The organism is Metabacillus sediminilitoris (assembly GCF_009720625.1).
In the GTDB taxonomy this organism is placed as follows: domain Bacteria; phylum Bacillota; class Bacilli; order Bacillales; family Bacillaceae; genus Metabacillus; species Metabacillus sediminilitoris.
The window spans coordinates 999,763-1,012,465 of the sequence record NZ_CP046266.1; the positions used below are offsets into that span (position 1 = coordinate 999,763).

General features: G+C 36.6%; 12 protein-coding genes and 2 pseudogenes. 8 read left to right on the forward strand and 6 right to left on the reverse strand.

From position 1 onward, the window contains the following. Positions 1 to 422 precede the first annotated feature (422 nt). The 3 genes from GMB29_RS05105 (at position 423) to GMB29_RS05115 (ending at position 1,791) form a co-directional block, all read left to right on the forward strand. Entirely contained in the window at positions 423 to 548 is a 126-nt protein-coding gene (locus GMB29_RS05105; protein WP_136355126.1) for a YjcZ family sporulation protein, read from the forward strand. 131 nt (positions 549 to 679) lie between these two features. Next, positions 680 to 934 (forward strand): sporulation-specific transcription regulator SpoVIF, encoded by a 255-nt coding sequence (locus GMB29_RS05110; protein WP_136355124.1) that lies wholly within the window; start codon positions 680 to 682, stop codon positions 932 to 934. Positions 935 to 1,530: 596 nt separating this feature from the next. Further along, complete coding sequence (locus tag GMB29_RS05115) at positions 1,531 to 1,791, forward strand: hypothetical protein (RefSeq protein WP_136355122.1); 261 nt, start codon at positions 1,531 to 1,533, stop codon at positions 1,789 to 1,791. A gap of 72 nt (positions 1,792 to 1,863) precedes the next feature. Here the strand turns inward: GMB29_RS05115 and GMB29_RS27210 are convergent. From GMB29_RS27210 to GMB29_RS05130, 4 genes and pseudogenes are all read right to left on the reverse strand, one after another. Next, positions 1,864 to 2,018 (reverse strand): annotated as a pseudogene (locus tag GMB29_RS27210) (sugar phosphate nucleotidyltransferase); the annotation flags it as partial. 138 nt (positions 2,019 to 2,156) lie between these two features. After that, positions 2,157 to 2,339, reverse strand: coding sequence for a hypothetical protein (locus GMB29_RS05120; protein WP_136355120.1), 183 nt, complete (start codon positions 2,337 to 2,339; stop codon positions 2,157 to 2,159). 315 nt (positions 2,340 to 2,654) lie between these two features. Then, the gene (locus GMB29_RS05125; RefSeq protein WP_136355118.1) at positions 2,655 to 3,107 is read right to left on the reverse strand and encodes a M67 family metallopeptidase; all 453 of its coding nucleotides are present in this window, start codon (positions 3,105 to 3,107) and stop codon (positions 2,655 to 2,657) included. Then, positions 3,082 to 6,093 (reverse strand): coiled-coil domain-containing protein, encoded by a 3,012-nt coding sequence (locus GMB29_RS05130; protein WP_155443838.1) that lies wholly within the window; start codon positions 6,091 to 6,093, stop codon positions 3,082 to 3,084. The genes GMB29_RS05125 and GMB29_RS05130 overlap by 26 nt, the downstream gene beginning before the upstream one ends. An 829-nt stretch (positions 6,094 to 6,922) precedes the next feature. On the opposite strand from GMB29_RS05130, the gene GMB29_RS05135 reads away from it, so the two are divergent. The 4 genes from GMB29_RS05135 to GMB29_RS05150 all read left to right on the forward strand — a co-directional run bounded on the left by GMB29_RS05135 (position 6,923) and on the right by GMB29_RS05150 (position 10,100). After that, positions 6,923 to 7,684, forward strand: coding sequence for a BMQ_0737 family morphogenetic spore coat protein (locus GMB29_RS05135; protein ID WP_136355115.1), 762 nt, complete (start codon positions 6,923 to 6,925; stop codon positions 7,682 to 7,684). Between the two features lie 189 nt (positions 7,685 to 7,873). After that, entirely contained in the window at positions 7,874 to 8,365 is a 492-nt protein-coding gene (locus GMB29_RS05140) for a hypothetical protein (protein WP_136355113.1), read from the forward strand. A gap of 11 nt (positions 8,366 to 8,376) precedes the next feature. Then, complete coding sequence (locus GMB29_RS05145; RefSeq protein WP_168733877.1) at positions 8,377 to 9,348, forward strand: CgeB family protein; 972 nt, start codon at positions 8,377 to 8,379, stop codon at positions 9,346 to 9,348. A gap of 89 nt (positions 9,349 to 9,437) precedes the next feature. Further along, positions 9,438 to 10,100, forward strand: a complete 663-nt coding sequence (locus GMB29_RS05150) for a sulfotransferase family protein (RefSeq protein WP_136355109.1) — start codon at positions 9,438 to 9,440, stop codon at positions 10,098 to 10,100. Between the two features lie 134 nt (positions 10,101 to 10,234). Here the strand turns inward: GMB29_RS05150 and GMB29_RS27920 are convergent, their stop codons facing one another. Next, a complete protein-coding gene (locus GMB29_RS27920) occupies positions 10,235 to 10,606 on the reverse strand; it encodes a class I SAM-dependent methyltransferase (protein ID WP_136355108.1) in 372 nt (123 codons plus the stop codon). A 52-nt stretch (positions 10,607 to 10,658) separates the two neighbouring features. Here GMB29_RS27920 and GMB29_RS27925 point away from each other — a divergent pair. Continuing rightward, a pseudogene (locus GMB29_RS27925) lies at positions 10,659 to 11,987 on the forward strand (IS3 family transposase). A gap of 64 nt (positions 11,988 to 12,051) precedes the next feature. Here the strand turns inward: GMB29_RS27925 and GMB29_RS05165 are convergent. Next, on the reverse strand, positions 12,052 to 12,621 hold the full coding sequence (locus GMB29_RS05165; protein ID WP_227551520.1) for a sulfotransferase family protein: 570 nt from the start codon (positions 12,619 to 12,621) through the stop codon (positions 12,052 to 12,054). Between the last annotated feature and the right edge of the window lie 82 nt (positions 12,622 to 12,703).

Below are 12,703 nucleotides of genomic sequence, written 5' to 3' on the forward strand. Positions count from 1 at the left end.
TTGCCAGATTCTTATCCATCTGGATTGGTCTGGCAACTAACCATTTATATTTTAAGATTTTTTCCTCCAGGAGTAGTAAAGTCATTCAAACTCTTTCCCCCTAAATAAAATAACTTCCAAGTGACTGATAAAGGCTCTACACCAATTGTAGGCGGATTTGTTTCGCCTGAATAATTAGTTCCTTCCATAGACGATCGTTCTTCCACAAGCTGTTAATGTAATATAGAACAAGCCTCTCGACACATGGAACAATGGATAATTGAACATAAAAAAATTAAGGTGATAGTCCTTATAATGAGTTTTTTTTGGATTCACCCCAGTAAAAAAAATTTTAAATTCACTTTATCATTAATCCGTCCAAACCTTTTTGCTTGACCTAACATATCATGAAAGTGATAAAGATAAGGGAGGTGCTTAAGGATATGGGTTACGGATATTACGGATACGGTGGCGGTAACTACGGAAACGGTTATTATGGCAGCACGTTCGTTTTAATCGTTGTATTGTTTATTCTTTTAATCATTGTCGGTGCTTCATTCTACAACTAAAATTTCCTTCATAGTTAAAAGAATAGAAAGTACGAGCGTAACCGCTCGTACTTTTTATCCTTTAAGACTAAAATATGCACGTTTTGCCCAGAGCTCCATAAAATATCATATGAATGAAGGAGGAGAAAGCGATGGAGAATAAATTTTTTAAAAGCATTGAACAAAAAACTGGTGTCAAAATGAATGATGTATTTGCTTTAGCAAATTCATTGCAAAATGCTAATTTTAAAGATGAAAAAACAGTTCGAAGTGTCATTCAAAAAGTTTCACAGATTGCCAATAAAAAGGTACCTAAACAACTAGAAGATAAGATTGTGAATTCAATTGTAAATGGTGATGAAAAATTAGACTTCAACACAATTTCAAATATGATTAATAAGAAATAACGTTAAAGAGGACTGACAATCGTACTGTCAGTCCTTCTTGAACATGAATTGAAAGATGTTTTATCACATAAGTGATTTAATAAATCTGTAAGGTGATCCTTCCCCATATGCGAAGGATCTAGCGCATAGCCATATGGAAGTGAAGCATCAACAGCTCAGATAATATAGCCATTTACAAATTGTAAACTGTGAATCGTATGAGCTAAAACACCATTTTTAGTTTTGGTCTTTTTCTGTTTTTGAGCTTTTTGTTCTGATGTCAGATCGTTAATATGTTCAAGCAACTTTTTACTGAAATGGACGAATCCTTAGTATTGGACTCATTGCAAAATACATATAAGAAATTAAGTCTGAATTAACGATCTTCATGCTTCATTTGAGGAACATTAACTGTTTCTGTTGGAAAAATCGCCGAAAAAAAATGGGATGGAGGAAAATATTAAACGTGACAAGATCAGATACAGGCACTAACATTCCTAAAAAAAAGGGACATTTACAGATGGCTTTAATCTCCCAATGAATTTTCGTACCGTATAGAGAGAAATTGCATAGCATATATTAGAGTATTTAACTGAAGGGATGAGGGGGATAGATTTATGACAAACCTAAAGCTTACAAAAGAAAAACCAATTGTGTGTTCAGTAATTACCGAACTGCAGGCAGCAAAAATCGCTAAAATATGTCAGGATTACGGTATTCAATCATTTATCAAATTGAAACCGTTTGTTGACATATCGCAACTGAAAAAAGCTGTAAAAGCTAAAATGAAAGAAAGATTATACGATCCATGTCCATGCGGAAAAGGTAGGAAGTTTAAGTTTTGTTGCTATAAAAACGAAATCAACATTGAGTTGTAAACTTTCCAAGAAGTACAGCATCACCAAGACCAAAGTCAACCGGAAGATTTTTGTTCCGTGAAACGTTCATTAGATTTCTTCAATCCCTAATGCTGCAGCCTCCTCTACTATATAATGGATAGCAGGTTTACCGCCAATAGAAACATTTCCTTTGGAATGACTTTTGTAATTGGAAGGCTTCTGGCTCCAAATCCTGCTGCGGGTATAATTGCTTTTCTTACCGTTATCCTTTGTATTAAGTCACATAATTAGCTTATTCATTTTTTGTATCAACAGTTCCATATCCATTTGGAAAAGGGCTGTGTATTTTATAAATAAAGGCTGCAGTTTTGCAGCCTGAATGTAATTTCTTGTTATTATTTAGCTTACCGTCTCACCTGTTTAGGATTGCTGCCGCATCCGCATCCTCCATTTCCGAATTTCCGTCTTTTATAGCCCCCTCCATGCACAGTATAATTGTCACTAGTCTTATGCCCTATATAAAGGTTTTTTTCATGTTGTTTTGAAACGGATCTATTAACAATTTGCAAGCCCTGTTTTTTGTGCAAAATGAATTCCTCCTAGTCGTTTAAGTACACTACATTAAATTATATGATTCTATTAGTTATGTCGTGTTCAAACTAAAACCCAAATAAAAATGTGAGTAGAAAATAGTATTAGAAATAAGTTTGCTGTGTTTGGAGGATGAGAATTCTACCCTATTAAACAACACCATTTTCACCTCAATTTCTTTTAACTAAAGATAGAGTGAGGTGATGTTTCTCTAAGATCTTCACAGCGTCTCTGATGTTCTGCTATTTTCCAGAAGCCTGACTTAGTACATAAAAATAAAAAACGGCGTTCCGCTGGATCCGCCGTCTAGTTCACTCATCAATAACGAGTAATTTCATTGGTGTTACTGTTTTGCCATCCATCTTAAAACATTTCACTTCTACTTTTCCTTTATAAAATGAAACAATAATATAGGCTAAGTGGGGATAAGGATTATTTTTAATATCATGTGATGAAGGAAAGGCGGGTGTACTCGGGTGTGAATGAAAAATGCCTGAAAGTTTTTCCCCATTTTCCTCCATTTTTTCAACAGCCGTTTTAACAGTCTCTGCAGACAAATAAAAACGATTGGGATTAAGGGATTCATTTAATAATTTCCATACAGTGCTCCCTGTTGCTTTGACGCCCGAAAGTAACCCGCATGCTTCATTAGGCAAGGCTTTTTGACAATAAGAAATCATATCCTCATATACCGTTTTTTTAATCTCAAATTGAGCAGCATCGCCTTTATGGCTTAAGTTATTCTTTATTCCATTGGTTTCCATAGGGTCCGGGAGCTGAGGGCTGAGTTGTTTTGCTTCGTAATGTGAAAAAGTCCATTGTTGTGGAAGCGTTATTCTGACTTTTTGGGATAGGCTGGTATGAACCTTGCTGTTGGGACGCGATTCGTTGAAACCAGTCAGTTGATTGTTGACTTTGATTTGGAGCAGGTTTGTTTTGTATAGGTGACAGCTGTTCAGACTGGGCTAATATTTGCTGTGCTGGCTTTTCGATTCCAGGCATCGATTGTGAAAGCGGTTGTTTGATATACTGCTTAATAAAATTTTCCTTTTCTTCCAAGTTTGATTCCAAACCGGCAAACTGAGCTTTCATTTGCTTCATTTGTTTTTCCCAAATCTCCCGATCTTTCTCATATTGTATAATTTTTTCTTGATATAATTTCATCTCATCTCTAAATTGTTCCATCTGACGGTGAAGGGCAAGTTCATTGTCTTTTTTTAATTTATAGATTTCAATCTCTTTCGCTTGTAGGTCTTGGGCTAGCTTCACGTTATTCTGCTCCATCTCTTCCATTTTCACAATCGTAGCTTTTGTTTGGGCTAATTCAGTTTTTAATTCATCAATTTGTTTGGACCACGACCCTTTTTCCGTATCAAATTCCTCGGACTTTTCTTTATACACGTTGACCTGATCCTGTACATGTTCAAGAACATGCAGGTAAGATTCTTTTTCACGCTTATAGTGATCAGTCAGCATATTGAATTCTTCAATTTTTGATTCTAAATCTTCCTTCAGCTTGAGCTTTTCAGTTTCGAATTGTTCGAGGCGAGACAATGAATTCTGAGCTTTCAGCAACTCAGTTCTCATGATTTCAATCTGATTTTCAAGCTCATTCTTCTGTGCCTCAGACCTTTCATAATCTTCTTTAAGCTGAACTACCTCTTGCATAAGCATCTCCTTCTCCTTTTTTATTTGATTAAGCTCTAAAGTTTTTGCTTCCAATTGGTGTTTTAACGACGATGTCATCCGAACTAACTGTTTTGTTTCTGTAAAAACTTCGTTAAGGTTGGAGGTTATTTTATCAAGCCGCTTTTCGTCGGATTTCCTTTGAGAAGAGAGTTTCGAAATGCTGTCATGAAACGAAGCATTTTCCTCTTCAAGTTTGGCAATTTTATTGAGCAGTGCTGTTTTTTCTTCAACAAACTGATTTTTCTCTTCCTCCAGCTTGCTCACTTCTGCCACAAGGTTTTCCTGACTATTTGACAGTTCATTTTTTAACGATTCCAATTCCATTATTTGAGATTTTGCATTCGCTAAATCTGTTTGAAGATGACCAACTGACTCAAGAGCGGCATTCTTATCTGATTCCAATTGGGTGATCGTTTGTAGATAGGATACGTTTTTCTGTTGTAATTGTTCCTGTTTTTGTTTTAAATCTTCCAATTCCTGAGCAATTTTTTTATTTTGTTCGGTTGTATTGTTCAAAACCTCATTATTCTTTTCTAGTTCCAGTTCCAACTCATTTTTTTCCTTGCTCATCTCGCTTATTTTCGTATGCGCTTCGTCTAAAACCCCATTAGTCTTTTCCAGTTCGAGTTCCAACGTATTTTTTTCCTTACTTATCTCGCTTATTTTCGTATGCGCTTCGTCTAAAACCCCATTTTTATTTTTCAGCTCGAGTTCCAACGTATTTTTTTCCTTGCTCATCTCGCTTATTTTCGTATGTGCTTCGACCAATAAACCATTATTCTTTTCCAGTTCGAGTTCCAACGTATTTTTTTCCTTGCTCATCTCGCTTATTTTCGTATGCGCTTCGTCTAAAACCCCATTAGTCTTTTCCAGTTCGAGTTCCAACGTATTTTTTTCCTTGCTCATCTCGCTTATTTTCGTATGCGCTTCGACCAATAAACCATTAGTCTTTTCCAGTTCCAGTTCCAACGTATTTTTTTCCTTACTTATCTCGCTTATTTTCGTATGCGCTTCGTCTAAAACCCCATTTTTATTTTTCAGCTCGAGTTCCAACGTATTTTTTTCCTTGCTCATCTCGCTTATTTTCGTATGAGCTTCGACCAATAAACCATTATTCTTTTCCAGTTCGAGTTCCAACGTATTTTTTTCCTTGCTCATCTCGCTTATTTTCGTATGCGCTTCGGCTAAAACCCCATTTTTCTTTTCCAGTTCCAGTTCCAATGTATTTTTTTCCTTGCTCATCTCGCTTATATTCTTATAAGCTTCGGATAAAACCCCATTTTTCTTTTCCAGTTCCAGTTCCAATGTATTTTTTTCCTTGCTCATCTCGCTTATATTCGTACGCGCTTCGGCCAAAAAACCATTATTCTTTTCCAGTTCCAGTTCCAACTCAGTTTTTTCCTTACTCATCTCGTTTATTTTCGTATGCGCTTCGGCTAAACCTGCTGCCATTTTCTCAATTTGCTGGTTAAAATCTGCCTCTTTTTGTTGAAACATTTTACCCTCGTTTTCGATCTGCGTAAATTTCTTTAGGAGCTGTTCATGATCTGATCTCGCAATTTCCAATTCTTTGGCAACCTCAGCTTTTTTTAGAAGCACATTCTCCAGTTCTTCAACTTTACTAGCAAGCGTAAGTTCCAATTGTTGTTTTTCATTTTCCATTGTTTTAATAGTTATATTTAATTGACCTTGTTCTACACTAAATTCAGCGAGCTGGCTCTCTAAGGAAAGCTCTTTTCTTTTAAGATTTTCCACCTTTTCTTCTTTGTCGATCAGCTGTTTCTGCAGTTCATCAATACTTTTTTCCATCGTTTGCTTTTCCTGATAGAACTGTTCCTTCTCTTCAACAGCTTTCTTTAATGCTGATTTTTGCTGTTGAAGTTCCTTTTTCAGTTCCTGTTCTTTTAAAATTAACTGATGTTTCTCTTCACTATACTCCTCTAAGCGGGATAAATCCTTTCTCATCTTCTCTATCTCAGCTTCACTAATCTGTTTTTCTTTTAAATATCTTTCTGAGTTCTCCTTATGGAATTCCGTTTCTTTTCTTAACTCTTCTGTCAATTTGACGAGCCTCTCATTTTCACTTGCAAACCTTTCAATTTCGTCAACAAACTCCGTTTTTCCAGTGCTCTTCTCAAGCTGTGTTATTTTTTTTTGATAAGCAGCATTTTTCAGGAGCAGCTCATTATAATCGTTAATCAATTCATCTCTCTCTTTACTATACGACACACTGTCATTTAATACTTCCTGAAGTTGCTTTCTCAACCTGTCGTTGACTTGATTCATTATGTTTACACGTTCATTGTACTTTCGTAGTTTCGACTCATTATCTGTTCGGTACATCGATAGTTCTGACTCAAGATGGATGACTTTCTGCTGCAACTGTAAGTGGGATAGTTTTTCATACTTACTCCTACTTGGCATTATTTTTCCCCCCTTAGGCAAATGCCCAATTCAATCTCTTTTCATTTTATGCTTGTAAAGATAAAACGTGTAACTGTCGAGTATAAAAATTAAATATCTTTCTAGGAAATCATTTAATTGCTGGCTATATATAATAGAACCACCATGAGGCTTAACAAATCTATAATCGAAATCCAATCCTATAACTCCACTAAAAAACCAGTTTTGCTTGTTGTCTCTTAATCTTTAATGAAGGAACGCTGAACAAATTAGGCATGTACCACCTCAAGATTAGCGCACACCTATTTACATTGGGAATATATTATCTATGGGTCAACTGTATCTTCGTTATTTCACTCCTTATGTGCCGGTAACTATTTTTAAGGAATTCAAGTTAATCAAAAGCCTATGCACACCATCATGATACTCGCATAGAATACAGTAGGCTCTACCCAATTAACTATTTAAATGAGAGGATGTTAGATTAATGGATTTTAATTCAATTAGCGGTGGTCAGGAAACTTTATGTATCAAAGTTAATAAAGTTTATGACTGGGTTACCCGCCAAGTAGATGTTCCGCTATTAGCCTTTACTGGGGCCACGGCTCTTCCAACTCTTGGCTTTGATTGTGGGGCTATAGCACCAACTCCAACTCCTGGTTTTGATGACCCTTGTGCATTTTTAGGCGGCACTTTTACAGTAGAATGTTTCCCTACCGATGAAGAGGGAACTCCTATTGATCCATTAGCGCCTGGTGCAATACTTTGTCAAGAAATACCACAACCTGAGGGACGTGCAACTGGGCAGTTCCAATTGCCGGATGGATCTACTGTTACACTCCAAAAAGTGAAAGTGCTGAAAAAGGGATTCGTTGTTGTTCGTGTATCAAACCCTCAAGGTGAAGTATGTCAATCGGCTCCAATCGCTTGGGCTGTTGCCGAGAAGTTTTTCTTATGCGCACCTCCTGGCACTTTCCTTCAGTGTGAAATAACAGACTTTGAGTGTGATGCCAACTTAATCTGCCAAAGAGTACCAGGTACACCTGGAGAATTCGCGTTCCAACAACTCGATATTTCAATCAACTTATGCCAAAACGTACAGATGGAGGCATTAGTAAAACTTGAAATTACAGCAGACTTCTGCCAACCGCGGCCGGATATGCCGTTTGTCTGCCCGCCATTGGCATTCCCGCCTCAATGTCCAACAGTCTTCCCAGGGCCGGGACCATCTCCTACACCTACTCCTTAAGTAGGGCTGGACATAAGGTGAAAAACTACAGAGGAGTTCCAGCTCCTCTTTTTTGTTTATGTTTTATCAGAAAGAAGCAATAGAAATCCATAAATTTTCATTGTTTTTAGAATATGTTTGTTATCATGTGCTCCGATTTACAGCATAGAATGTAAGGAAATATCTTCGGTAGAATCAGGAGGGATCTCGTTGTTCTGGAAAAAAAAGGAGCTAGAATATGCCGAGGGGCTGTCATGGTTCAGCTATGCCGTAATGCTTCCGGATATGGATGAAGACGAGAGGGAAGTTAACGTGATCGGGAACTTGATCATAAAAAATACAGGTACTGCAACGTTAAATAATCCGATGATCTGCATTCGCATTAAGCCTCCTCAAGACGTCCGTCTCGGCGGCAAAATCGGATCAGTAACTCATACGGCCCTTATGATTGATGGAACGAATACCGAAGCGTGGCATTATATTGATGATAATTGGAAGGGAAAATCTTTAGAAACTGGAGAACACTGGCTGAAACCCAACCATCGCAAGCAATTGGAACCTGGCGAAAATCTAATATTTGCAAACGAGCTGTGGATTTCAACATCAAAAGAAGAAAAATTTGTCATAGTTGAAGGATTTTTTTATTGCGACGAAATCAAAAATGGAATTGCGGCATTAAATACCATTACGGTTAACTTTTAGGTGATCACATGATGAAAATTTTATTGATTACTTCTAGTTATAAAGGGATATATGACCATTTTGAAGCATGGATAGTAAGCGAGTTGAAAAAAAAGTATAACGTGAAACTCTTTCAGATTCATGCCGGCTTGCCCGCTTTGCAGTCGCTTGTGAAATCATTCAACCCAGAGGCTGCCCTCACACTGGTAGGCTTCAAGTTTCCGATCCAAATGCTTCAATGGTTAAAAAAACAACAAGTCAAAACGGTGGTATGGTTCACAGAGGACCCGTATTTTATGAATCGGACAGAGGGCCTTTCAGGTTATTATGACATTGTGTTCACCATTGATTCCGCTGCGCTCGAATTTTACAAAAACAAAGGGCACAAGCACGCTCATCATTTGCCGCTTGCTGCAGCACCGGAAGTATTCAGACCAAAGCAAGTCGAAGCAAAATACAGGAGTGATATATGTCTTGTCGGGTATCCTTACCCGGACCGAGTAAAATATATCCAGCTCCTATTGCAGAACACAGCTTACAAGATTCAAGTTGTCGGCAAATGGAAAAATCCTTTATTTCGGTTTCAAAATAACCCGAAGCTAAAAATCCTCGAAGGGTGGGTAGAACCTGCCATTGCCGCAAATTATTATAACGGCGCTAAAATCGTCTTAAACACCCACCGGCCATTTAACTTAAGGCATAATCAGAACCGGCTCGGCATTGAAGGCAAGAGCATAAACAACAGAACGTTCGATGTAGCGGCTTGCGGGGCATTTCAACTGATTGAATTCAAGGAGGATTTGCCGAATCATTTTATTGAAGATGAGGAAATTGTATCTTTTGAAAGTTATCAGGAGCTTGTCAAAAAAATCGATTACTATATGCAATTTGAAGAAGAACGACAAAGGATTGCAAACAATGCAAGAAATCGTGCATTAGAAGAGCACACATTTGAGCACAGAATAGAAAAAATGATTGATATCATTAAAGATTCTACCTTATAAGTGAGCTATTCAAGCAGGATAGCTCTCTTTTAAGTATACAGATAAAGTGACTTATCAACTTACATCACTGTAAGAAGGAGCTGTTTCGTTTGGAAGAGAAAAGCAAGCTTTTCCTTATTTTATGCCTTCACCGTTCGGGATCAAGTGCGACTGCAGGGGTTATGCATCATTTAGGCATACATATGGGAGATAAACTCCTTCCGGCTACCGCCCATAATCCAAAGGGCCATTATGAAAATGCTGAATTTGTTTCTATTAATCAACAAATCCTGCAAGCTGCCCACAGCACATGGAACAACCCACCCAGCCGGGACAAAATAGCAGGAATCCATTTTCCAGATGCAAAGATCAAGGCATTTCTCATCAACCATGTGAAACCAGTATGGGGCCTAAAGGATCCGCGAGCATTGTTCACTTTTGAAGTTTGGAAACCGTATTTAGAGGAAGTGGCCGATATCTATTACGTTTTTGTCCATCGGCCATTTAAAGCATCTGTCAGTTCCCTTACAAAAAGGGATCGAATTAGTATTAGTCGTGCGAATCAAATATTGACCCCCTATTTGAAAAATCTTTATCTTTATCGGCATACCTATGGTCTTCCTTCTAAAAACATCATTGATATTTCTTATCAGGATCTTTTAAATGATCCAGAGCCATTTGTCAGGAAGCTCAATGAAAAAATCGGAAATCCTACTGATCATCAGCTAAATCAGGTGAGGGAATTTTTAGATTCAAAGTTAAAAAATTTTTAAAGAAAAATAAAATGGCTCAAAGCCTAAATCAAAATTTGTTAAAACCACCCTATTACACGATTAGAATGGATAGATAATACTCAAACATGGAAATATGATAATAATACAGATCTTTATCTAAATGGCTGATAACACTACCAGAATCTACCTGGTTGACTGGATTGACATTGAATCGATCCTCTATTATTGGCATGAAATTTAGCGCCATGTTTAAGGACCTTTTTATATTGATCATGCATCTTTGAATAATGTTCATTGGTAAATGTGAAACAATGATTGAGCAATTGTAAATCAAACTTTTTATTAAAAACATTGAATTCAAAGCTGTCATTTACAATAAGAGATGGTTTCTTATAAGATAAATTGGCCTTTTTAATTTCTTCCTGACCTGCTCTTATAAGTGAAGGATTAATATCAAGGCCATAACAAAATAAATAATAATGAACTATAACCCGAATATTGGAACTGTAAAAAAAAGTCCGATATTCGGGTTTTTCTGTTTTCATAAATCAATTTGTGTTTATAATCAATTAGACTTACATGAGCGAGGTTATTTCTATGAGTAAAATTATCTTCACAGAGATGCAGATGAATCAGTTAGAAGTAAATCCAAATGTAGTTAAGGTCTCTGAACGGTCGATTACGTATCATCCTGAATTTAAGATTAAGGCAGCCATAGAAAACCTAGAGGGAAAAGATCCCCTTCAAATCTTCATTGAAAATGGATTTGATGTGGATGTAATTGGTCGTGAAAAGCCTCAACAGTGCTTAGATCGTTGGAAAAAAACATATCGTGAATAGAGTGGGAAAGGGTTCTACACTGAACGTCGTTGTAAATGAAGTACAGGACGTCCTTCTACAAAGGCTCTTTCATCAGAGGAAAAGCTAAAGAAAGCTGAAGCTCGTATAGCCTATCTAGAAGCTGAACTAACTTTCTTAAAAAAGCTAGACGAACTAGAAAGGCAGGCGAGTCAGAAGAAAAAACGTTAAATACTAAAGAGAATTTCATATTAATTGAACAGGTAGTCAGAGAGCTTAGTTTTCCTCGAATGATTGCGTACTTTTGTCGATTAGCTGGCGTAAGTCGTAGGGGATATTATGCATTTCTAAAATCCGAATCAATGCGTCAACAAAAGGAAGAAAGAGATCAAGCTGATTACTAACTAATAAACGAAGTATTTAATCAAAAGCGTTGTAAGGTAGGAGCTCTTCAGATAAAGATGATTTTAGAAAGTGATTATGGTGTGGTTATGAACCATAAGCGAATACGAAGAATCATGAGAAAGTTTCATTTGTTCACCAAAGTTCTCCTGCCAAATCCTTATAAAAAAGTGGCTAAAGCCACTCAAAAACATAAAACATGCCCAAACTTAGTGAAACGAAATTTTGACACAGGTTTACCGCAGAAAGTTTTACTAACATACATAACGTATTTGTATTATAAACGTGGCCAAAAGGCTTATTTGTCTATCATTAAAGATGGGGCCACACGAGAAATATTAACTTATTATTTGTCAACTTCATTAAGAATGGAATTAGTCTATGAAAATTTGAAACACTTGAAAAGTCTTACTGATATTATGAGCCATCCAGATAGCTATTTACATTCGATCAAGGATTTCATTATACTCATCCTGAATTTCAAAAGAAGATAAGAGATATGGGATTAAAGCAGCTATATCTCGGAAAGGCAATTGTTAGGAATGCCCCAATAGAATCATTCTTTGGTCATATGAAGGACGAACTGGAGTTATCTACTTGTGAGTCTTTTGAGGATTTAAGAATAAGAATTGATGAGTATATGGTGGAATACAATTGTCATCGTTATCAATGGGCACATATGAGATGACTCCAGACCAATACCGAAGTCATCTCATATGTGCCTAGCTTTTTTAAACTGTCCATTTTAAGGGTAACAGTTCATAATTGAGAGAAACCTCTTTTTACGTTATTAAAATTTTTTTAGCTTGGTATCTAAAAAATTCTTTACGGCTGGCAAATGGTAATCAGGCTTTTGATTTGTTCTCTTATTTATTTCTTCAACAAAAATTTCCGGATTTTTTAATAGATTTTCAAAGTTGACATCTATTATATCTGCCCCTTCATCTTTTAACCTTGTTCTGAGCTTATTTTTATTATTTAAATAAGGAATCAATATTTTTCTCGATTTTTCTATACTGAAATGGTTCCTGTGTACTAAAGACATAATAGATTCTTCAAAAGGGCGATGAACAAAAATGTAAGTAATCTCAGATGTTTCTTCTAAATAGGGTTTCCAGATATCATAAGTCAGCAAAGTTCTTGGGTCTTTTAAGCCCCAGATCGGTAATTTATTTTCTCTAATGAACCTTCGTATATGGTTTTCGTTCATTTTGTTATTTTTAATTTTCAAAGGCGAAGGAGGTCTATCCCACGATCCATTGACGCTTGCTAGGATTCGGTTGTTAATCAGAACAAATTCCTGATTTTCAAAATGCCCTTTAGGATTTGCGTTTGTTCTTCCCAATAGCTTTTTTCCCATATTCACCCCTAATTGATGCAAAACACCTGCTGTTGCACTAGTCCCCGATCGATGGAGACCTAGGATGAGAAATAATAAGCTT